23 protein-coding genes are annotated in these 20,954 nt (G+C 73.8%); 15 read left to right on the top strand and 8 right to left on the bottom strand.

Annotated elements, in window-relative coordinates; all coding sequences use genetic code 11:
• Positions 1-4: 4 nt before the first annotated feature.
• From OG776_RS08940 to OG776_RS08910, 7 genes are read left to right on the top strand one after another with little or no spacing between them, the layout of a single operon-like run.
• On the top strand, positions 5-778 hold the full coding sequence (locus OG776_RS08940; protein ID WP_148009884.1) for an SDR family NAD(P)-dependent oxidoreductase: 774 nt from the start codon (positions 5-7) through the stop codon (positions 776-778).
• Positions 779-809: 31 nt separating this feature from the next.
• Positions 810-1,550, top strand: a complete 741-nt coding sequence (locus tag OG776_RS08935; RefSeq protein WP_148009883.1) for a FadR/GntR family transcriptional regulator — start codon at positions 810-812, stop codon at positions 1,548-1,550.
• On the top strand, positions 1,547-2,692 hold the full coding sequence (gene dgoD / locus OG776_RS08930; protein ID WP_148009882.1) for a galactonate dehydratase: 1,146 nt from the start codon (positions 1,547-1,549) through the stop codon (positions 2,690-2,692). Before OG776_RS08935 ends, dgoD begins: the two co-directional genes overlap by 4 nt.
• A 2-nt stretch (positions 2,693-2,694) precedes the next feature.
• A complete protein-coding gene (locus tag OG776_RS08925; RefSeq protein ID WP_148009881.1) occupies positions 2,695-3,507 on the top strand; it encodes a hypothetical protein in 813 nt (270 codons plus the stop codon).
• A 31-nt stretch (positions 3,508-3,538) separates the two neighbouring features.
• Positions 3,539-4,171, top strand: a complete 633-nt coding sequence (locus tag OG776_RS08920; RefSeq protein WP_148009880.1) for a bifunctional 4-hydroxy-2-oxoglutarate aldolase/2-dehydro-3-deoxy-phosphogluconate aldolase — start codon at positions 3,539-3,541, stop codon at positions 4,169-4,171.
• Complete coding sequence (locus tag OG776_RS08915) at positions 4,168-5,058, top strand: SMP-30/gluconolactonase/LRE family protein (RefSeq protein ID WP_148009879.1); 891 nt, start codon at positions 4,168-4,170, stop codon at positions 5,056-5,058. The genes OG776_RS08920 and OG776_RS08915 overlap by 4 nt, the downstream gene beginning before the upstream one ends.
• A complete protein-coding gene (locus OG776_RS08910) occupies positions 5,055-6,077 on the top strand; it encodes a sugar kinase (protein ID WP_329319957.1) in 1,023 nt (340 codons plus the stop codon). Before OG776_RS08915 ends, OG776_RS08910 begins: the two co-directional genes overlap by 4 nt.
• 123 nt (positions 6,078-6,200) lie before the next feature.
• Here OG776_RS08910 and OG776_RS08905 read toward each other — a convergent pair whose 3' ends face one another.
• From OG776_RS08905 to OG776_RS08895, 3 genes are all read right to left on the bottom strand, one after another.
• Complete coding sequence (locus OG776_RS08905; RefSeq protein WP_148012610.1) at positions 6,201-7,256, bottom strand: MBL fold metallo-hydrolase; 1,056 nt, start codon at positions 7,254-7,256, stop codon at positions 6,201-6,203.
• Positions 7,257-7,544: 288 nt separating this feature from the next.
• Entirely contained in the window at positions 7,545-8,087 is a 543-nt protein-coding gene (locus tag OG776_RS08900) for a carbonic anhydrase (RefSeq protein WP_148012609.1), read from the bottom strand.
• Between the two features lie 150 nt (positions 8,088-8,237).
• Positions 8,238-8,753, bottom strand: coding sequence for a carbonic anhydrase (locus OG776_RS08895; protein ID WP_148012608.1), 516 nt, complete (start codon positions 8,751-8,753; stop codon positions 8,238-8,240).
• A 275-nt stretch (positions 8,754-9,028) separates the two neighbouring features.
• Here OG776_RS08895 and OG776_RS08890 point away from each other — a divergent pair, with 275 nt between their 5' ends.
• The 4 genes from OG776_RS08890 (at position 9,029) to OG776_RS08875 (ending at position 12,606) form a co-directional block, all read left to right on the top strand.
• Positions 9,029-9,733: a DUF2470 domain-containing protein gene (locus tag OG776_RS08890; RefSeq protein WP_329319953.1), complete on the top strand. Its 705-nt coding sequence runs from the start codon at positions 9,029-9,031 to the stop codon at positions 9,731-9,733.
• A 168-nt stretch (positions 9,734-9,901) separates the two neighbouring features.
• The gene (locus tag OG776_RS08885; protein WP_148012606.1) at positions 9,902-11,353 is read left to right on the top strand and encodes a WGR domain-containing protein; all 1,452 of its coding nucleotides are present in this window, start codon (positions 9,902-9,904) and stop codon (positions 11,351-11,353) included.
• Positions 11,354-11,417: 64 nt separating this feature from the next.
• Positions 11,418-11,693, top strand: coding sequence for a hypothetical protein (locus OG776_RS08880; protein ID WP_148012605.1), 276 nt, complete (start codon positions 11,418-11,420; stop codon positions 11,691-11,693).
• A 331-nt stretch (positions 11,694-12,024) separates the two neighbouring features.
• Entirely contained in the window at positions 12,025-12,606 is a 582-nt protein-coding gene (locus OG776_RS08875) for a TMEM165/GDT1 family protein (RefSeq protein ID WP_148012604.1), read from the top strand.
• Positions 12,607-12,963: 357 nt separating this feature from the next.
• Here OG776_RS08875 and OG776_RS08870 read toward each other — a convergent pair whose 3' ends face one another.
• Entirely contained in the window at positions 12,964-13,446 is a 483-nt protein-coding gene (locus OG776_RS08870) for a MarR family winged helix-turn-helix transcriptional regulator (protein ID WP_148012603.1), read from the bottom strand.
• Between the two features lie 111 nt (positions 13,447-13,557).
• Here OG776_RS08870 and OG776_RS08865 point away from each other — a divergent pair, with 111 nt between their 5' ends.
• Positions 13,558-14,022, top strand: coding sequence for a nuclear transport factor 2 family protein (locus OG776_RS08865; protein ID WP_148012602.1), 465 nt, complete (start codon positions 13,558-13,560; stop codon positions 14,020-14,022).
• 37 nt (positions 14,023-14,059) lie between these two features.
• On the opposite strand, the gene OG776_RS08860 is transcribed toward OG776_RS08865, so the two are convergent.
• The gene (locus OG776_RS08860) at positions 14,060-14,923 is read right to left on the bottom strand and encodes a LysR family transcriptional regulator (RefSeq protein ID WP_148012601.1); all 864 of its coding nucleotides are present in this window, start codon (positions 14,921-14,923) and stop codon (positions 14,060-14,062) included.
• A 96-nt stretch (positions 14,924-15,019) separates the two neighbouring features.
• Between OG776_RS08860 and OG776_RS08855 the strand changes: the two genes are divergently transcribed.
• On the top strand, positions 15,020-15,757 hold the full coding sequence (locus OG776_RS08855) for an SDR family oxidoreductase (RefSeq protein ID WP_148012600.1): 738 nt from the start codon (positions 15,020-15,022) through the stop codon (positions 15,755-15,757).
• 199 nt (positions 15,758-15,956) lie between these two features.
• Here the strand turns inward: OG776_RS08855 and OG776_RS08850 are convergent, their stop codons facing one another.
• Complete coding sequence (locus tag OG776_RS08850) at positions 15,957-16,499, bottom strand: MarR family winged helix-turn-helix transcriptional regulator (RefSeq protein ID WP_148012599.1); 543 nt, start codon at positions 16,497-16,499, stop codon at positions 15,957-15,959.
• A 250-nt stretch (positions 16,500-16,749) separates the two neighbouring features.
• Here OG776_RS08850 and OG776_RS08845 point away from each other — a divergent pair, with 250 nt between their 5' ends.
• On the top strand, positions 16,750-17,820 hold the full coding sequence (locus OG776_RS08845; RefSeq protein ID WP_148012598.1) for an alkene reductase: 1,071 nt from the start codon (positions 16,750-16,752) through the stop codon (positions 17,818-17,820).
• A 52-nt stretch (positions 17,821-17,872) separates the two neighbouring features.
• Positions 17,873-18,775, top strand: a complete 903-nt coding sequence (locus OG776_RS08840; RefSeq protein ID WP_148012597.1) for an NADP-dependent oxidoreductase — start codon at positions 17,873-17,875, stop codon at positions 18,773-18,775.
• Between the two features lie 337 nt (positions 18,776-19,112).
• On the opposite strand, the gene OG776_RS08835 is transcribed toward OG776_RS08840, so the two are convergent.
• Positions 19,113-20,117 (bottom strand): MerR family transcriptional regulator, encoded by a 1,005-nt coding sequence (locus OG776_RS08835; RefSeq protein ID WP_148012596.1) that lies wholly within the window; start codon positions 20,115-20,117, stop codon positions 19,113-19,115.
• 3 nt (positions 20,118-20,120) lie between these two features.
• Positions 20,121-20,843, bottom strand: a complete 723-nt coding sequence (locus OG776_RS08830; protein ID WP_443077359.1) for a HEAT repeat domain-containing protein — start codon at positions 20,841-20,843, stop codon at positions 20,121-20,123.
• Between the last annotated feature and the right edge of the window lie 111 nt (positions 20,844-20,954).

The raw sequence follows: 20,954 nt of genomic DNA, 5'->3' as shown, positions 1-20,954 counted from the left end.
CACGATGGACCAGCCCGTACGAGGCGGCGGTGCCCGCTACACCGGCCGCACGGCCGTGGTCACCGGGGCCGCCTCCGGCATCGGAGCCGCCACCGCCGCCCGCCTCGCCCAGGAGGGAGCCGCCGTCGTGCTCGCCGACATCGACGAGGAGCGCGGCCGCGCCGAGGCGGAACGGATCACCCGAGAGGGCGGCCGGGCCCGCTTCGTACGGACCGACGTCGCCGACGAGGGCGACTGGCGCCGCGTCGTCGACGCCGCCCACTCCTTCGGACCGGTCGACCTCCTGGTCAGCAACGCCTACACCGTCGACGTCCGCCCCGCCCACGAGCTCTCCCTCGACTCCTGGCGCCGCCAGCTCGACGTCAACCTCACGGGGGGCTTCCTCGGGTTCCGGGCCGTCCTGCCCGACCTGCGGGCCCGGGGCGGTGCGGTCGTCCTCACCTCGTCCGTCCACGCCCACAAGGGCATCCCCGGACACCCCGCCTACGCCGCGTCCAAGGGCGCTCTGCTCTCCCTGTGCGGCCAGCTCGCCGTCGAGTACGGGCCCGAGGTCCGCGTCAACGCCGTCCTGCCCGGCCCGATCCTCACCGCGGCCTGGGACCGGGTGCCGCCCGAGGACCGTGCGCGCAGCGTCGCCGAGACCGCGGCCCGCCGCTTCGGCACCCCCGCGGAGGTGGCCGCGGCCATCGCCTTCCTCGGCTCCGACGACGCCTCCTACGTCACCGGGTCCCACCTCCTCGTCGACGGCGGCTGGAGCGTCCTGAAGGCCTCCGCATGACCGAACCCCGACCATCGAAAGGCTGTACGACATGACGCCCTACGCCCGCCGCGGCGTGCACGGTCAGACCGTGGAGTTCCTCGCCCGCCGCATCCTCGGCGGCGAGATCCCCGAGGGGGCCACGCTCGACCTCGTGGCGCTGCAGCGTGAGCTGGACGTCAGCCTCACCGCGCTGCGTGAGTCCCTCAAGGTCCTCGCCGCCAAGGGCATGGTCGACGCCCGCCAGAAACGCGGCACGTTCGTGCGCGCCCGCTCCGACTGGAACCTGCTCGACGCCGACGTGCTGCGCTGGCAGATCCAGGGCGCCGGCTCCGCGGAGGCCGACCTCGGCCTGCTGCGCAACCTCGCCGAGGTCCGTGCCATCGTCGAACCGGCCGCCGTCCGGCTGGCCGCCGAACGCCGCACCGACGCCGACCTCGCCGCCCTGGAGGACGCCCTGACCGCGATGGGGGAGGACGGCACCGGAGCCGCCCACGCGGTCGAGTCCGACCTCGCCTTCCACCGAGCCCTGCTCGCCGCCACCCACAACGAACTCCTGGAGCGCATGGAGGTGGTGATCGAGTCGGGACTCGCCCACCGCGACCGCATCGTGCACAGCGCCCCGCACAGCGAGGACCCCGTACCCGCCCACCGCGCCGTCCTGGACGCCGTACGCGACCGGGACCCGCTGGCCGCCGAGGCGGCCATGCGCGCCCTGCTCGACCAGGCCGGACGCGACCTGGACCGGATCGGCGGACCCGACGACGAACCGAAAGGCACCGGTGCCCGGTGAAGATCACACGCGTCGAAACCTTCCTCGTACCGCCGCGCTGGCTGTTCTGCCGCGTGGAGACCGACGAGGGCGTCACCGGCTGGGGCGAACCCGTCGTCGAGGGCCGCGCCGAACTGGTGCGGACCGCCGTCGACGTCCTCGCCGAATACCTCCTCGGCCAGGACCCGCTCCGCATCCAGGACCACTGGCAGGTCCTGACCAAGGGCGGCTTCTACCGGGGCGGCCCGGTCCTGTCCAGCGCCGTCGCCGGACTCGACCAGGCGCTGTGGGACATCGCGGGCAAGACCTACGGCGCGCCCGTGCACGCCCTGCTCGGCGGGCCCGTGCGCGACCGGGTCCGGGTCTACGCCTGGGTCGGCGGTGACGAACCCGCCGAACTCACCGAACAGATCACCGAACAGGTGGAGGCGGGCTTCACCGCCGTCAAGATGAACGGCGCCGGACGGGTCGGACCGGCCGCCACCATGGCCGAGACCGCGGCCGTCGTCGCCCGGGTGGCGGCGGCCCGTGACGTCCTCGGGCCCGACCGGGACGTCGCCGTCGACTTCCACGGCCGTTTCACTGCCGCCAACGCCCGCCGCGTCCTCAACGAACTCGCGCCCCTGCACCCGCTGTTCGTCGAGGAACCCGTCGTCCCCGAACAGAACCACCTGCTGCCCCGGCTCGTCGAGGCGAGCCCGGTGCCCCTGGCCACCGGCGAACGCCTCTACTCCCGGGCCGAGTTCCTCACCCCGCTCACTGCCGGGGTCGCCGTCGCCCAGCCCGACCTCTCGCACGCCGGCGGCATCTCCGAGGTTCACCGCATCGCCTCCCTCGCCGAGACCTACGGCGCGCACCTCGCGCCGCACTGCCCCCTCGGCCCGATCGCCCTCGCCGCCAGCCTCCAGGTCGCCTTCGCCACCCCCAACTTCCTCATCCAGGAGCAGAGCAGGGGCATCCACTACAACAAGGACGCCGACCTGCTCTCCTACGTGGTCGACCCCGAACCCTTCCGGTTCGTCGACGGGCACGCGTCCCGCGTGGACGCACCGGGCCTCGGCGTCACCGTCGACGAGGCGGCCGTCCGGGCCGCCGACCGCGCCGGCCACGCCTGGCGCAACCCGGTCTGGCGGCACCCCGACGGCTCCTTCGCGGAGTGGTGAGCATGCCCCTGGACATCGTCACCGACCCGCTCCACGGCGGCCGTTGGACCTCCCTCGCGTCACCCGGCCGCGAATGGCTCTGGCACCGCCCCGACCCCGCGCGCCAACAGGCGGGGCCCGGCGCGGAGTTCGTGGACGCGGGCGGTCTGGAGGAGTGCTTCCCCACCGTCCGCGGCACCCCGGACCACGGGGACGTCTGGTCCCGGCCCTGGACCCGGGAGGGCGCCACCGACTCGGTGCAGGGCGCCGACTTCGCCCTCCGCCGTACGATCCGCGCGACCCCCGGCGGTGCCGAGGCCGACTACGTCCTCACCGCCGAGCCGGGCTACCGCTTCGTCTGGGCCGCGCACGCCCTGCTCGACCTGTCACCCGCCGCCGGACTGCACCTGCCCGACGGGGCGTCCACCCGGCTGTTCCCGGAGGCCGCCGCGCTGGTCGACCGTCCCTGGCCGGACGGCGCACCGTGGATCACCGGTACCTGGCCCGACCCGTGCGGAGTGCCGCTCCAGCGGATCGGCCCCGACGACGGCACCGCCGTGGGAGCCGTCGTCGACGCCGGGCAGATCTGCGTCCACGACGGGCCCGACCGGCTCCATCTCGCCCTGACCGCCGGGGAACAGCCGATGTCCGTCGCCCTGTGGCGCAACCTCGGCGGTTTCCCCGCGCACGCCCCCTACCGCAGCAACGGCGTCGAGCCGATGCTCGGCCGCGTCTTCGACCTCGCCGAGGCGGGACCGGACGACGCGGCCCGCGTCCCCGCCTCCGGCGAGGTGCGCTGGCGCCTCACCCTCGGCACCACCTGCCGCTGCCCCTGACCCCCCCCGCAGAGAAGAGGAGTTCTCCACCGTGGACCTGCAAGCCGCCCTGGCCGCCCGTCGACTGCTGGCCATCGTGCGCGGAGGCGACCCGGACGCAGCGCTGCGCACGGTACTGGCCCTCGCCGAGGAGGGCGTCGACCTCATCGAGGTGTCCCTGAGCGGAGCGGACGCCCTCACCGTCATCGAGCGCGCCCGGCACGCACTCGGGCCCGACGCCCTCCTGGGCGCCGGGACGGTCCTGAGCGCCGACGACGCCCACGCCGCACACCGGGCGGGAGCCGCCTTCGTGGTGACACCCGGCCTAGGCGACGGCGTCCGCGCCTCCCGGGACCTCGGCCTGCCCGTCCTCGCCGGGGTGCTGACCCCGACCGACGTGATCGCCGCCCGCGCGCTGGGCGCCGAGGCGCTGAAACTCTTCCCCGCCGCGCCCTTCGGCGGAGCGGACTACCTCAAGGCGCTGCGCGGTCCCTTCCCCGACGCGCCGTTCGTCCCCGTCGGCGGGATCGACGAGGCCGCCGCCCACGCCTGTCTCACCGCCGGGGCCACGGCCGTCGGCGTCGGCTCCCCCCTGGTCGGCGACGCCGCGGACGGCGGCAGCCTGACGGCGCTCCGCGACCGGGCCCGCGCCTTCCGCGTCATGGCGGAGGAGACCGGACGATGAACACACCCGCACCCGTCGCCCGTCCCGACCGGCTGGAACTCGGCGAAGGCATCCGCTGGACGGGGGAGGAGGTCGTCCTCGTCGACCTCCTCGCCGGCCGCCTCCTGAGGGCTCCGGCGGACCCGGCCCGAGCCCTGGAACCGCTCGCCCGACTCCCCTTCCCGGTGGGCGCGGTGGCGCCGGTGACCGGGCGCCCCGGTACCTGGATCGCCGCCGCGGACACCGGCGTCTGCCTGCTGACGCCCGGCGGCCGGGTCACCTGGCTGGACCGGCCCGAGGACGGCGCGGCGGTCCGGACGCGGATGAACGACGCCGTCGCCGACCCCGCCGGCCGTTTCTGGGCGGGCAGCATGGGCTACGACGCGGACGAGAACGCCGGCTCGCTGTACCGGGTCGACCACGACGGCACCGTGGTCCGGGTCCTGGACGGCATCACCGTCCCGAACGGGCCCGCCTTCACCCCGGACGGCACGGTCATGTACCTCGCCGACAGCGCCCGGGGCGTGATCCGCCGCCACCCGGTCGACCCGGACACCGGCGCTCTCGGCACACCCGAGGTCTTCGCCACGGTGGACGACGGCAGCCCGGACGGCATGACCGTCGACGCCGAGGGCGCCCTGTGGACCGCGGTCTGGGGGACCGGCACCGTACGCCGCTTCCTCGCCGACGGCACCCCCGACCGCGTCCTGGCCCTGCCCGCGAGGCAGCCCGCAGGAGTGTGCCTGGAGCACGACGTCCTGCACGTCACCACCGCCCGCGTGGGCCTCACCGATCCGCGTCCCGGGGACGGCGCCGTCTTCTCCGTACGCGTGGACGTGCCGGGCCCGCCGACGCCCGCGTTCCGACTCCACGCCGCCGCTCCGGTCCCCGCGGGAGGGCCCGCATGACCATGCCGTGGCGGCCCGACCCCGGACCCGTCGTCTGCGTCGGGGAGACGATGGCGGCCCTGGCCCCCGACCCGGTCGGCCCGTTGGAGGACGCCGAGCACCTGCGCCTGTCGGTGGCGGGCGCCGAGTCCAACGTCGCGATGTACCTCGCCGACCACGGCGTTCCGGTGGCGTGGCTCTCCGCCCTCGGTGACGACGCGCCCGGCCGGCGGGTACGGGCCACCGTCGCCGCCGCCGGAGTCGACGTCACCCACGTCCGCACCGACCCGGCCCGCCCCACCGGGCTCCTCCTCAAGTCCCCCCGTCCCGACGGGACCCGCGTCCATTACTACCGTTCCGGGTCCGCGGCCTCGGCCCTCGATCCCGGCCTGCTGGACACCGCACCCGTGCGCGCCGCGTCCCTCCTGCACGTCAGCGGGATCACCCCGGCGCTGTCCCCGTCCTGCCGGGACCTGGTGCGCCACGCGCTCGGCAAGCCGCCCGGCGAACGGCCGTACGCCGTCAGCTTCGACGTCAACCACCGCCCCGCGCTGTGGCACGACGGGACCGCGCCCTCCGTGCTGCGGGACCTGGCGGACCGCGCGGACATCGTGTTCGTCGGCCTGGACGAGGCCCAGGACCTGTGGGGCGCCGGCCTCACGGCAGACGGCGTACGGGAGTTGCTGCCGCAGCCGCGGATCGTCGTGGTCAAGGACGGCGGCGACTTCGCCACCGCTTTCTCCCGGGAGGCCGGCGCCGTCGTGGTACCGGCGCTGCGCACGCCGGTGGTCGAAGCGGTCGGCGCGGGCGACGCGTTCGCCGCGGGGTTCCTGGCCGGGCTGCTCCACGACGAGACCCTGACGGGCGCGCTGCGCCTCGGCCACATCACGGCGGTCTCCGCCCTCAGGGTGACCGGCGACCACGGAACGTTGCCCGACGCCGGGGCCGTACGACGGCTCCTCGCGCTCTCCGCCGACGAGTGGCTGCGGACGGCCCGCGGGGAGGACGGAGACCCCGAAGGGGGATCACCGGCCGGGTGAGACGAGGGCGGTCGCTCCGAGTCAAGTGCCGCTTCCTACCCTGGTGTTGTTCTCGGGAGAGTCCCCCGGGGCCGGTCGGTCCGCACGCCGGCGGCCGCGCGGGGACGGCCCGGCGCGCAGGTGTCAGACGGCCGCGAGGAGGTGCGTGGTGCCGCTGCTGCTGGGGACCCAGGCGTCCGGCAGGGCGGCCGCGAGGGCGTGTTGCGCGCGCCAGCCGGTGCAGTGCCCGGGAGCCACCAGCTTCGGGGCCAGCGCGCCGAGCGCGGCGACGGTGGGGCCGATGACGGGTTCGAAGGCGGGCCCGCTCAGGTGGAGGCCGCCGAGCAGTGCGTGCACCGTGTCCACGCCGGTGAGGCGCCGCGCGTGGCGCACGATGTTGACGGCGCCCGCGTGGCCGCAGCCGGTCAGCACCACCAGACCCTGTCCTCTCAGGTGCATCACCAGGGCCTGGTCGTCGATGACGAGGGGATCGTGCCTCCAGCGCTTGCCGTCGCGCGCCTGGTGCGAGGCCGGCATGCCGTGCTCGAAGTCGGTGGTGCGGTCGACCTCACCGGTGATCAGCACGCTCCCGTCGACGAGGAGGGAGGGGTGGCGCCGCTCGACGACCTCGAACCCCTCGGCGTTCAGGGCCCTCTTGCTGAGGGTGGGCATCTCGAAGACGTCCCCCGGCGCCTTGATGCGGCGCGTGGTCCACACGGCGGGGTGCACGGTCATCGGCATCCGGCGGCTGCCCAGTTCGGCGGCCAGTCCGCTCAGACCACCCGCGTGGTCGAAGTGGCCGTGACTCAGGACGACGCCCTGCAGGGCGGTCAGATCGACTCCGAGCCGTTTCGCGTTGTCCACCGTACCGCCGGGTGAGAGCCCGGCGTCGAAGAGCAGGGTCGTTGTGCGTCCGGCGCGCCGGACGGTCACCAGGGCGGAGAAGCCGTGCTCGGCCAGCAGGCCGACGGACGTCCGGCCGGACTCGAACTGTCCCGCGGGTACGGCCGCGGGACCGAAACCGACCCTGCGCGTCCGGCTGTCGCCGACGAGCAGCGCGTCGTAGGTGTTGTCCATCAGGACCGTGATCCTGACCTCGTCGACCGGGGCGAGCCCGATCGGGTCGGACGCGCTCCCGGGCGCGGGACGCGGGGCGGTGCGCGCCGCGTCGGGCACGGAGGCGCGGGTGGAGTCGCACATGGCTGTCCGATCGTGGAGGGCGCGGCGCGTACGGTCCCTTCGCGACGCGTGTCCCCGGGGCGGGATGACACGAGTGACGGAATGTCAGGTAGGCCGCGTGACGAGCTGGTTGGGCGTACGGCGGCCGGACGGTGGCGCGCCGTGCGAGGGGCCGGCCCGCGAGCCGTCACCTGTCCCGCGTCCGGCGTCTCACGTCCGCGGTCCGGCGTCTGCCGTCTGCTGATCGCGGTCTGCCGTCTGCCGCCTGCCGGTGGGGGCGCGGCGGTCCGCCGGAGGCCGCCGTGGCGGTCAGCCGGCCGGGACGGGCGTCGGCGGGACGGCGACCTCGACGGCTCCCGTGGACACGTCGTAGACCAGCCCGGAGACCAGGAAGTCCGGCCCGCGGATCTCCCGCCGGACGAGGTCGGTGTCCACGCGGACCGAACCGTAGGGGTCGCTGACCGACTTGGCGGCGAGGTCCGCCTCCGGGATCTCGAAGTACTCGGCGAGGAGTTCGGGGAAGGAGGCCAGGTCCGTCATCCCGCAGTCGGTGTGATGGAGCAGCACGAGGTTCCAGTCGCCGCTCGCCCTGCCGTCCCGGTGCGCCGCGCCGACCTTGCCGAGCATGGTCATGGTGCGCAGCGTCGCGGGGTTGACGCGACCGCCGACGTTGCGGATCACGGCTGCCTCGCCCGGCTCCAGGCCGAGGACGCGCGTGGGATCCACTCGGGGGTCGACGCATCCGACGACCATCATGTTCCCTGAGGGGTTGATCGTGAGGGCGGGTCGCGTGCGGAACTCCGCGGCCATGAAGTCGGCGTTGCGGCGGACCAGTTCGTCCGTGTCGGTCATGACGGCTCCTGTCGGCACGTGCCGCGCGGTACGGGCGCGGTGGGGGTGCGTACGGTGGTGCGGGCGTCCGAGAGGACCGGCCGGTCTCCCCGCGCCGGGGCGGGAGGGCCCGGCCGGATTCCCTGCACGGGCCAGGTGCCTCTGTGCGGGCTACGGCGCGACGACGGTCTCGACGCGGCCGGTCGTCACGTCGTAGACCAGACCGGAGACCCGTGTGCCTTCGAGGCGGGACTCCGCGCGCAGCACGGCGACGTCGTGGGCGACGGCCGCGCGGGCGTCGCCGACCGCCCGGGCGGGCAGGCCGGCCGCGTCGGTCCCGAAGTAGTCGGCGAGCAGCTCCGGCCGGTCCTTGAGCAGGCCGATACCGCACTGCGTGTGATGCAGCACCACGAGCTCCCAGCCGGGTCCGAGGTCCGCCCCGGCGGCCTGTGTCACCGCGCGCAGCATGACCAGTTCCATCAGCGTGCGCGGGGTGACCCGGCCGCCCACGTTGCGGATGACGGCGATCTCCCCCTGCTCCGCGCCGAGGACCTCGGCCGGGTCCACCCGCGGATCGACACAGCCGATGACGATGGTCTTGAGCGCCGGCATCATACGCAGGCCCTCGGTGAAACGGCTCGTGGCGAACTCGGCGTTCCGGCCGGTAAGGGTCTCGACGACACCCATGGCGTACACCTGTCCCTAGTCAGTTCATTTTCTGGACTCAGTGGCGTGCACTCTAGCAACGCGCGTCCGGAATCGACATCAAGCCCGCGGGAATGTCCGCCGGGTGGGGCGGCGAGGCGCCTGGCGTCCGGTGTTCGGCGCGTCGTGCCGCCCACCCGGTCTCCGGCGCGCGGCGGCGTTCTCCCTTCCGGCGCAGTGCATTAGGTTAGGCTTACCTAAGTTGCCGAGTCGGATCTGTCGTCAGCCCCTTCCGCCCATCGCCATGGAGATTCCGCATGCGTCCCTACAGCGCCCGCGTCACGCGGCCGACCCCCGCCGAGCGTGTGCAGTCGATCCTGTACGCGGCCCGGTCCATGACCGTGGTGAGCGACGGGTGCCGTGCCGAGGTCCACCGCCTCGACGACGCCGGTACGACGGGTCGCATCCACCTGCACTCCCCGGCGGAGGGCGCCCTCGCCGGCACCGGCTCGCGTGTTCCGGTCCGCCTGGAGTTCACCGACATCGCGCCCACGGCCGTACGCGAACGGCTGCGCGCCCGCGTCACCCTCACCGGGCTGCTGGCCGCCCGGTACGGCGGCGAGTCGCCCCGGAGCGCCTGCATGGAGTTCGGCCAGGCGCTCGTCGAGGACTCCGACGGGCGCCGGTTCGTCACGCTGGACGAACTCCAGGACGCCGAACGGGATCCCCTGGCCACCAGCGAGGCGAGCATGCTGACGCACCTCGTGGACAGCCATGAGGAACTCGTCCCTCTCCTCGTGCGTCTCGTGCGGCCGCAGCCGGCGCGGGGCATGGTCCGCGCGGTGCCCCTGGCACTGGACCGGTACGGCGTGACCCTGCGCCTGGAGTACCCCGGCTCGCACCGTGACGTCCGGCTTCCGTTCGCCGCGCCGGTCAGCGACATCGACCAGGCGGCCCCCCGGATCCGCGCGCTCCTGGCCACCGCCCGTCGCGCCGCCCACCACGGCCGCCTGTTCGCCTGACGTCCGAGAGGCGGGGCGGCGGAGGTGCCCGGCGGGCCGGGGCGGTGTGCCGACGGGGAGCGGGCGGGGAGCGAGAGGGGCAGGACCCGATGTCAGTGGTGCCCTCTACGGTTCGAGAAGTGGGACCGGCGGAACAGGCCGTGGGTCCACCTGGGGGAGGGGTCTGCCATGTCTGCCGGGTCCGCGGTGTCGACGACGTATCTGGAGCTGTCTCAGGACGGCGGCGGCGCCCACAAGTTCTACGAGGTGGCCGTCGACGGCATGGTGGTGACGGTGCGGTACGGGCGGATAGGCGCCGGGGGACAGACCCAGACGACGACGTTCGCCACACCGGAGAAGGCGCGCTCGGCCGCCGCGAAGAAGGTCGGGGAGAAGGTCCGCAAGGGGTATGCCCCGGCCCTCGCGGGGCAGCGCGCGCCGCGCGCGGTGACCCGGCGTCAGGTCACCTCGGCCCCGTCCACGGCCCGCGCGGTGGCCCCCGTGCTGTGGCGGTTCCGCACCGGCTCCTCGGCGTTCGGCATCCATGTCGACGACGACCGCTGCTGGGTCGGCAACCAGGCGGGTGATGTCTACACACTGGACCACGAAGGCGGCGTCCTCGCCCGCTTCGGTCTGCCGGACGGCGTGAAGTGCCTGGTGGCCGACGACTTCTGGATCTACGCGGGCTGCGACGACGGCAGGGTCTACGACCTCTCCTCGAAGATCCCGTTCGCCGCGTACGACGTCGCGGCGGACGTCGACATCTTCTGGCTGGACATCCACGAGGGCGTGCTGAACGTCTCGGACCGCGACGGCCGGCTCACCGTCATCGACCACGAGGACGAGCATCAGTGGGCTCGCCGCGGTCAGGGGCAGCAGGGCTGGATGGTCCGGGCCGACGACAGGGCCGTGTACCACGGCCACCACCGGGGCGTCACGGCCTACGCGCCCGACGGCGGCGGCGAGTTGTGGCACACGGCCACGCGGGGCGGCGTCCTGTTCGGCTGGCAGGAGCGCGACTCCGTGTACGCGGGGACCGCGCACCGCGTGGTCCAGCGGCTGTCGAAGGCGACGGGCGCGATCGAGGCCACGTACACGTGCGACAGCGCGGTCTACTCGTGCGCCACCTCGCCGAGCGGACGGTTCGTCTTCGCCGGTGACGCGTCGTCGTCCGTCTACTGCTTCGACCAGGACGGGACACGCCTGTGGAAGCTCGGCACGGGCGGGGGCTCGGCGCTGTCGATGCAGTACCGCGACGGGCGCCTGTATCTGGTGACCACGGACGGCTCGCTGGTGTGCGTGGACGCGAGCGACGCGGCGGTCACCGCGGCCCAGCGGGGCACGGTGCCGGTGGCACGGGACGTCAAGCTCGCCGCGGCCCTGCCGGTCCGCGCTCCGGTCACGGCCGTGGACGCCGTGACCACCGTGGCGGACGCCCCGGCCGGGTCGGTCGTCGTCGAGTGCGTGCGGACGAACGGCCGCCTGCGCGTGCACGTGGTGTCCGAGGGCTACGACACGTCCTGGAACGTCCAGTTCCCGCGGACCATACGCGAGCCCGGCGCGCGCTACGTGGTGGACGCCCTGCACCAGGCCGCCGGCGGCTTCTACCGGGTCCGTGGCGACATCCGGCGGCTGCTGTGACCGGGACCCGTCGAGGGCCGCGCGCGAACCGGCGTTGTCAGTGGTGACTGGAATCCTGGGGCGTATGGACAGGGACGAGGAGTTGCTGCGCGGCCGGGTCTACGGCGGGGACCACGACGACCCCCGCCGGGGTCCCCAGCCGGGCCATGTCTACGGCGAGCTGGTCGGCGGTCCGCTGGACGGCCTGTTGCTCGACATCACCGGCTGGACACCGGAGGAGACGTCCACCGGCGTGGTCCTGGAGACGGAGCTGGGGCGGTTCGGTGCCGGCGGCCGGGCGATATACGACCCGCGCCCCGGCGGCGGAGCCTGCTGGGACTGGTCGGGCGACACCCCCTGACCGCGAGCGCCCTCCCGGCCCGGGCCGACGGGTGTCCCGGCGGGGTCCGGACCCCGGGCGGGCGAGCGGGGTGGCCGGAATCGCCTGTTAGGGTGAAGGGCAGCGAAGGGGAGTAGTCCCGAGAACCGCTGGTCGACACACTGGGCGCCCCAGGGCACCCCGGCCACCGGGCCACCGCACTCCGTGCGGGGCGGACGAGACCTTCGGCCAGGCATGACCAGGCTCGCACCGCCGTGTGGGCTGCTCCGTCGTGCCGGGCCGAGTGGTTCCTCCCGTCGCCCTGTGGGTGCCGCACGAGCCGACGGCCCGGCCCCCAGCAGAAAGCAAGGGAATGACCTTCGACCCCCTGGCGATCATCACCGCCTTCGGGCTGATCTTCCTCGCAGAGCTCCCTGACAAGACCATGTTCGCCTCACTGGCCATGGGCACCAGGATGCGGCCGCTGTACGTGTGGTTCGGCACCTCGACCGCCTTCATCGTGCACGTCGCCATCGCCGTCGGCGCGGGCAGCCTGCTCGGCATGCTTCCGGGCATGGCCGTCAAGCTCGTCTCCGCCGCCCTCTTCGCCTTCGGCGCGTTCGTCCTGCTGCGCGGGGGAGACGACGAGGACGAGAACGGCAACGCGAAGACCGTGACCGGCTTCTGGCCCGTCTACACCACGGCGTTCATGGCCGTCTTCATCAGCGAGTGGGGTGATCTCACCCAGATCACCACGGCCAACCTGGCCGCCACCAACGGCTGGCTGCCCACCGCCATCGGCTCGGCCCTCGCGCTGATGTCGGTCTCCGCGCTCGCCCTGCTCGTGGGCCGTTTCATCGCGCAGCGCGTCCCCCTGAAGAACGTCCAGCGCATCGGCGCCCTCTGCATGGCCGGACTCGCCGTCTGGACCCTGATCGAGGCGTTCACCGGCTGACGCTCCCGGGTCCCGGACACCGCCGGCGTTGGCGAGTCGCCCACCGGCCGTCCGCGGCTCGGGCGACCGGTGGCCGGGGAACGGTCGTACGGGTGGCGGGGGTACTGCCGGGAGAGGTGCCGGGACGCGCGTCCGGGCTGGCGCGTCCGGGCCCACTCCCACCGTCGGTCCCGATCGTCCGGCCGGGGCGGGTGGGGCGAGTCCCCGGCCCGGCGATGCGTGTCGGCTCAGGGAGAGTCCCTCGGGTGTGGGGAAGGCCGACGGCAGCGTGTGCGGACGGCATGCCGGGTACGGGTCCCGCATGCCGGGTGGCGGGCCGCATGCCCAGTACTGGGCCGCATGTCCGGTACGGACCCGTCACCGTGGCGGGCGTACGTCCCGGCGGCGGACCGCGGCGGCCCCGCCCAGCTCCTCCAGCAGTTCCGCCAGCACCCGGCGGCTCTCCGCCAGTGACTCCGGTCCGCACCGCAGGGCCAGACGTTCCTCCAGCCGGGCACGGGCCCGGCGTGCGGCCGCCACGGCGTCCCGGCCGCGCGGCGTGAGGCGGACCAGGCGGACCCGAGCATCGCCCGGCGCGGCCACGCGTTCGGTGTACCCGAGGCGCTCCAGCTCGGCGACCGCCTTGGAGGCGCCCTGCTGCGTCATGTCCAGCTTCGCCGCCAGATCACCGACGGTCGGTTCGGCGTCGACGAGGTGCTGGAACACATAGCCGTGGGAGAACCGCAGATCACCGAAGCCCTCGTCGGCCAGGGCGTCCTGGACGGCGGAGGCGGCCGCGAAGCCGGTGAAGAGCGCGAGGGAACCGGTGTCGAGGCCGAGAGGATCAGGCGTGGAGGACATGACACCATTCTGACTTTGACAACCATGGTTGTGCAAATTAGGTTGTTGGCTATGACCGAGAACGGCATGACCGTGACAGACACGACAGGGGCCGACGTGACCGGAACAGACATGACCGGAACAGACATGACCCGGAGGGAAGGGGACCGTGACCCGCTCGCGACCCACCCGAACACCGTCCTGGCTCTCGCGTACCACGAGGCGGTCTCACGCGGCGCCGTCGGCGACGAACTCGCCGGGTTCTTCCACGAGGACGTCGTTCATCAGGAGCTGCCGAACGTCCTTTTCCCCGCGGGCGCGGTGCGGGACCTCGGCGCGCTGCGCGAGGCGGCCGCGCGCGGACAGGAGCGACTGAGGCGGCAGAGCTTCGACGTCCTCAACGCCGTCGCCTCGGACGGTCAGGTCGCGTTGGAGGTCCTCTGGACGGGCACCCTCGCCGTGCCGCTCGGGAACCTGCCCGCGGGACACGTCATGCGCGCCCACATCGCGACGTTCCTCGAATTCCGTGACGGCCGGATCGTCGCCCAGCGCAACTACGACTGCTACGAGCCCCTGGACCCGGCCCGCACACCCTGACCCGCACCGCCGCCGGCGCCGACGGGGCCGGACCGATTCACAGCCCCGCGGCCGTGCGGACCAGCCCGGCGAGGGCGACGGAGCGGCTGTGCGGAGGCCAGGCGATGTGGGTGACGACGGGCGGCGCGTCACTCAGAGGGACGGCGGCGTGCTCGCTCCACAGCCAGGCCCGGGCGGATTCGGGGAAGACGGCCATGGTCCGCCCCAGGGCGATCAGTTGGGCCAGCTGCGTCTGGTCGTGGACCTCGGGACCCGGGCCGGGCCGGTAGACGCCGTCGCGGGGCCAGCGTGCGCGCGGAAGACCGGGGACGTCCTCCACGTCGGCCAGGCAGAGCGACTCGCGTGCGGCGAGGGGGTGCCGGGCGGGCAGGACGGCGATCTGCCCCTCCGTCAGCAGCGGCTCACTGTCGAACCCGGCGAGCGAGTTGAACGGCGCGTGCATGAGAGCCGCGTCGGCGCGGCCGTCCCGCAGCAGTTCCTCCTGCTCGCACATGCCGCACGGCATCACCTCGATCTCGGCGGCGCCGGGCTCGGTCGCGTAGGCGTCGAGGATCCGCTGCAGCAGCTCGTGGGACGCGGCGGCCTTCACCGCCAGGACCAGGCGGTTGCGGGAGCCGTCCGGCCGGCCGGCGCCACCGGCGCGACGGGTGCGGCGCGCGGCGGCCGTGGTCGCGTCGAGGGCCGCGCGGCCCTCGTGGAGCAGCACCTCACCCGCGCCGGTCAGGGAGACACCGCGGCGGTTGCGGGTCAACAGGCGGACGCCGAGCCGCCGTTCGAGCTGCTGGATCGCCCGGGACAGTGGCGGCTGGGCCATGCCGAGGCGCTCCGCGGCACGGCCGAAGTGCAACTCCTCGGCCACGGCCATGAAGTACGCCAGCTCGCGGGTCTCCAGGGTGTCCATGGCGGAAGCCTACCTCCGCTGTGATACCCGTCGGGTATCACAGGGCACCGTATCGGTGTTGGATGCGCCGCGTGTGCGCGGACGACGATCGACGGCATGAGCGAGACGAAGACCGCGCTGGTGACCGGCGCGAACAAGGGAATCGGATACGCGATCGCGGCCGGACTGGGCGCGCTCGGACACCGTGTGGGGGTGGGAGCCCGCGACGAAAGACGGCGCGAGACCGCCGTGCGGAAGCTGCGCGCCGCCGGCGTGGACGCGTTCGGGGTGGCACTGGACGTGACGTCCGACGCGAGCGTGGCCGAGGCCGTGGAACTGGTCGAGCGGCAGGCCGGGCGCCTCGACGTCTTGGTCAACAACGCCGGAATATCAGGGGAGATGGGGCCGGGCTGGGTGCAGGATCCGACCACGCTCGACCTCGGCGTGGTCCGTACGGTCGTGGAGACCAATGTCCTCGGTGTCATCCGGGTGACCAACGCGATGCTGCCCCTGCTGCGGCGCTCGGCGTCACCGCGCGTCGTGAACGTCTCCAGCGCCGTCGCCTCCCTGACCCGGCAGGCGGACCCGGACATCGAGATCGGCCCCGTCATGGCGGCGTACTCGCCGTCGAAGACGTTCCTCAACGCCGTCACCGTGCAGTACGCCCGGCAGTTCGCCGGTACGAACATCCTGGTCAATGCCGCCTGTCCGGGGCTGGTGGCGACCGACTTCACCGGTTTCCACGGCCCCCGCACCCCGGAGCAGGGCGCGGCCACGGCGATCCGGCTCGCCACGCTGCCCGACGACGGCCCCACCGGTTCGTTCGCCGAGGACGCCGGCGTCATCCCCTGGTGACCCCGGGGCCCGGCACCGGGCGTGAGCGGCAGGCCCGTGCGGAGGCGCGGGGCCTGCCGGACACCCGCGAGGCGCTCGACGGGCCGGTCCGTGCCTTGGGTGCCGCGCCTTGCGTGCCGTGCCCCGCGCGCCGCGACCTGCGTGCCGGCCCTGCGTGCCGGCCCTGCGTGCCGGCCCTGCGTGCCGGCCCTGCGCGCCCCTACGCTCCCTGGCGGCCCGCGTCCGGGTCCACGGGGTGTGCGGCGGCTCGTACGAGGTTCCGCTCCAGGCGCTCCAGCACGGCGAGGGTGTCGGCGCACTCGTCGTCGGAGAGCCCGGTGGTCGAGAGGCCCTCCAACTGGCTCCAGACCCGCTCCACCTCCCGGCGCAGGGCATGGCTGGCCGCCGTCGGTTCGATGAGCGAGGCGCGCTTGTCGGTGGGGGAGGGGCGGCGGCGCACGAAGCCCGCCTGTTCGAGGCGGCGGACGGTACGCGTCATCGTGGCGGCGTCGGAGTCCAGCAGCCGCACCAGGTCGATCTGGCGCTGGGGGCCGAGCTCCCAGAGATGCATCATGACCAGCTCCTGGCCCGGGTGCAGACCGATGCGGCGCAGCAGCTGGCCCGCGAACATGCGGTGCAGCCGGGCCAGCCGGAAGATCGCGTGACTGATCGGTCCGCTGCCGGCCGCGCCGGGGACCGGCACGGTGGCCTTCTCCTCCGGCACCCCGGAACTCTGTCCGGCTTCCGGCGTGGACTCGGTCATGACTTCCTCACTCTCCTGTTTGGACAGCAGAACTCTACCCTCCGCCGCCCTTTCCCCTGAGCTTGCGACTCGGCAAGTGCCACAACACCCCAGCCAGATGGCTGTTAGTTGCTTCACTTTCGCCCCTCCGGAGGCCCTCGATGGCATTTACTGTCCGGACAGGTGTTTTACTTGTCCAGACAGTAAACGGACGGGGCGAGCCACGGCGCGCCCGGCCCGAGGAGCACCACTTGTCCCGAGGGAGCGACGCATGACCACTGCTTTCGACCCGATCGTCCTGGGCGGTACCCGCCTCGCGAACCGCGTCGTGATGGCGCCGATGACCCGCAGCCGCGCCTACGGTCCAGGCGCCGAACCGACGGAACTGATGGCGACCTACTACGCGCAGCGCGCCGGTGCCGGGCTGATCGTCACCGAGGGCGTCCAGCCCTCACCCGTCGGCCAGGGCTACCCCGACACCCCCGGTCTGCACACGCCGGGCCAGGTGAGGGCATGGCGGACGGTCACCGACGCCGTGCACCGCGAGGGCGGGGTGATCTTCGCGCAGCTGATGCACACCGGCCGGATCGGTCACCCGAGTCTGCTGCCCGACGGCCTGACACCGGTCGGTGCCTCGGCGGTCGCCGCCCGGGGCCGCGTGCACACCCACGAGGGACCGCGGGACTTCGTCACACCGAAGGAGCTGAGCGAGGCGGAGATCCGGCAGACCGTCGCCGACTTCGTGACCGCGGCGCGCAACGCCGTCGAGGCCGGATTCGACGGCGTGGAGATCCACGGCGCCAACGGCTATCTGCTCCACCAGTTCCTCGCGGACAACACCAACCACCGCACGGACGCCTACGGCGGATCCACCGAGGGCCGGATCCGCTTCGCCGTCGGGGTCGTCACCGCTGTGGCCGGGGAGATCGGCGGCACGCGCGTCGGTCTGCGCATCTCGCCCGGCAACCCGTACAACGACATCGTCGAGGACGACCCGGCCGAGGTCTACGGGGCACTGCTGGACCGGCTCGCCGGCGCGGGTCTCGCCTATCTGCATCTCTCGGAGGGCCCCGACACCGCGCTGACCGCACGGCTGCGCAAGGAATGGCCCGGCACGTTCGTCCTCAACCCGTTCACCCACCCCGACGCCACCGGCCCCGCCGCGCTCGGCCTGATCGAGGACGGGAGCGCGGACATGGTCGCCTACGGAGCGCTGTTCCTCGCCAACCCCGATCTGCCCCGGCGCCTGGCCGCGGGCGGTCCGTTCAACGCGCCGGACCCGTCCGCCTTCTACGGCGGGGACCACCGCGGTTACACCGACTACCCCACCCTCACCGCCTGAGCGGCGCCCCTGTCGGGCCGCCCCGCCGCTCACCCCTACCCGGGAGTTCCTGATGTCCCAAGCGATCACCTTCTCCGAGTACGGCACGCCCGAGGTGCTCCGGCTGTCGGAGGTGACCCCGCCGGAGCCCGGACCCGGACAGGTCCGGATCCGGGTGCGCGCCGCCTCCGTGAACCCGTTCGACCTGAAGATCCGTTCCGGCCTGATGGCCGACGCCGTCCCGGTCCGTTTCCCCGTGGTGCCCGGCCTGGACGCGTCCGGTGTCGTCGACGCCGTCGGAGCGGGCGCGGACGCGGACGTGGGCGACGAGGTCCTCGGTGCCACCGTGGGGGGCGGCTACGGCGAGTACGCGCTGCTGGAGCGGCCGGTGGCCAGGCCCGCGGCGCTGTCGTGGGAGGTCGCCGCGTCCCTGGTGACGGTCGGTGCGACCGCGTTCCGCGTGCTCGGCCTGCTGGACCTGCGCGCGGGAGACACCTTGCTCGTCCACGGGGCAGGCGGCAGCGTGGGCACCGTCGCGGTGCAGCTGGCCCTCGCCCGGGGCGTCACCGTCGTGGGCACGGCCGGTGAGCACGACCTGGAGCGTCTCACCGCGCTCGGGGCCGTGGCGGTCGGCTACGGCGAGGGCTGGGCCCGGCGGGTGAGGACCGCGGCGCCCCAGGGGGTCGACCGTGTCCTCGACGCCGCGGGCGCCGGTGTCCTCGCCGACTCCGTCGGCCTGACCGGCGACCGCGCGCACGTCCTGACCGTCGCCGACCTCTCGGCCGCGCGGCACGGCGTCCGCTTCAGCGCCGGAAGCACCGACGACGGAACCTTCCTGCCGCAGGTCGTCCGGGCGGCCGCCGCGGGCGGACTCACCCTGCCCGTCTGGCGGACGTACCCGCTCGACGGGGCAGCCGCCGCGCACGCCGACCTGGAGGCGCGCCGCAACCGGGGCAAGGCCGTCCTGCTGACCTGACCTCCGGGTCCGCCGCCCCGCCCTCCGGAGCGGGCGGGGCGGCCCCGGGAGGCCGCGGCCGGTCGTCCTCGCCGGGCCGGCCGCGGCCTTCCCGCCAGCCATCACCCGCCCCACCCCATGCCCGCGCCCGCGGCGGCGGATGGCGGACGGCGGGCGGAGGGCCGGCCCTGCCCGCGGCCACCGGCCGGTCACCCCGTCCCTCAGCCCGTGGGGCGGCCGGGGAGACCGGTCCTCGTGTCTCACCTGGCGAGGTCAACGGGACAGGTGACCGTGTGTCATGCGGCCTTTCGGGGAGAGACACTGATGGTGCGTCACATTACGGAGCCGACGGGATCCGTCACCGTACGTCGCGCAGCCGGAGTAGGTACGTCGCGGTCAGGGCGACGGCGCGGTCCGCGTCCTGCGAGAGCTCTGCGAGGGCACGCGACGCCCTCGTGCCGGGGAGGTCCGCCAGCGCCTGGGTCAGCCGTCCGCGTGCGGGTGCTCCGGTGGCATTGTGGGCGAGCCGGTCCACGAGCCTGCCGGTGATCCGGTCCGCCGTCGCGGTGTCGACCGCCAGGGCGCTCAGCGCGTCGGCGGCGTCGGTGTCGTTCCTTCCCTCCACGATCATGTCGACGAGCACCGGCACCGCCTCGTCCACCCCCCGCGCTCCGAGCGCCAGAGCCGCGTACCCGCGGACCACGGCGTCGGAGTCGCCCAGCGCGTTCCGCAGGTGGGCGGTCGCCTCGGGACCGGGCATCTCGGCGAGGGACCGGACGGCACGTTCCCGCACCACGGCCCCGGGCGAACCGAGGCCCCGCGCCAGCAACTCCGTGCCGTCGCCACCCGATCGCGTCAGCGCCCAGCGCAGGGCACCGGCCACGTTCGGCTCCGTCTCGCTCAACACCGCCTCGACCAGGGCCTCCACCGGCACTGGCACCTCGCCGGCCGAGGAGAGGGCCGCGCGCTGCCGCGCGTCGGCGCTCGTCGACTCCAGTGCGCGCAGGAGCGCGACGATCTGGAGGACGTCCTCCCAGCCGCCCGGGTCCGCGGCGTGAATCCTGCCGAGCCGGGTGAGCAACTCGGTCTCCGCCGCGATGCGTTCACGGGTCCGGCCGACGAGTTCACCGACGAGGGCCGCGGGCGCGAAACCGGGATCGTCGAGCGCGCGCCCGATCTCCCGCAGCGACAGGCCCAGCGACCGCAGGCTCTCGACATGGAAGATCCGCCGGATGTCCTCCGTGGAGTACTCCCGATAGCCCGACCCGGTACGGCCCGAAGGACGGACCAGACCGAGCGACTCGTAATGCCGGAGCATGCGGGCACTGACCCCGGACCTGCGCGCCACCTCACCGATCAACACGCCTCATGGTCCCTCCTGTCCGGACACGCCGAGGGCCACGGCGCGCTTCGCCTCCTCGATCGCGGACTCGAATCCGGTGTCCGGGTCGCGCAACAGCTCCTGTGTCGCGAGCGCGTGCACGCGCACGCGGGGGTCGGCGGCCGCCTCGGCGGCACGCAGGGCGGGCAGTACGGCCTCACCCAGCGCGACCAGGGCCCGGCTGAGACTCAGCCGCGTCTCCCGTCCGCCGCGCCCGAGCCGGGTCGCCAACGCCTCGGCCAGTGCGGGTTCCCCGCCTTCCGGGACGAGCACGACCGCCGCCCGCCAGGCACTCCGCGCCACCTCGTGGTCGGCGTCGTGGAGGAGCGCCGGAGTGATCGCCGGCCACGCCCGGGGGTCCCCGATCTTGGACAGCGTGTGGAGTGCCTGGCTGCGCGCCTGAGGACGTTCCGAACCGAGTTCGCGCACCAGCGCGGGAAGTGTCAGGGACACCGGGTGCCGGGTCAGCGCCCAGGTCAGCATGTCGCGGACGAAGAAGTCGGGCTCGACCGCGCATCGCTCGACGAGCCCGTCGACGAACCGCGGGTCGGGCGCCGAGCCGGCCTCCAGAGCGGCCCGCAGCCGCACCGACGAACGGCCGTCCGCCGGCCCACGCACCGCACCCGCCCCCGTATCCCTGTCCGCACCCTTGTCGTTGCCCCTGCCCTGGACTTCGCCCAGGCCCGCGCCGTGCCCCGTGACCACCATCGAGACCACCTCCATGGCACGCAGTGAAGACCTTGTCACGGTGTCAAGGTCAAACAGGCGAGGGAGGGACCGTTCAGTACCATGACCCTGACGAGGAGCGCGGGGTAGCGG

It is taken from the genome of Streptomyces sp. NBC_01689 (assembly GCF_036250675.1).
In the GTDB taxonomy this organism is placed as follows: domain Bacteria; phylum Actinomycetota; class Actinomycetes; order Streptomycetales; family Streptomycetaceae; genus Streptomyces.
Note: the sequence above shows the minus strand (reverse complement) of the source record. Positions and strands in the feature narration are given on the sequence as shown.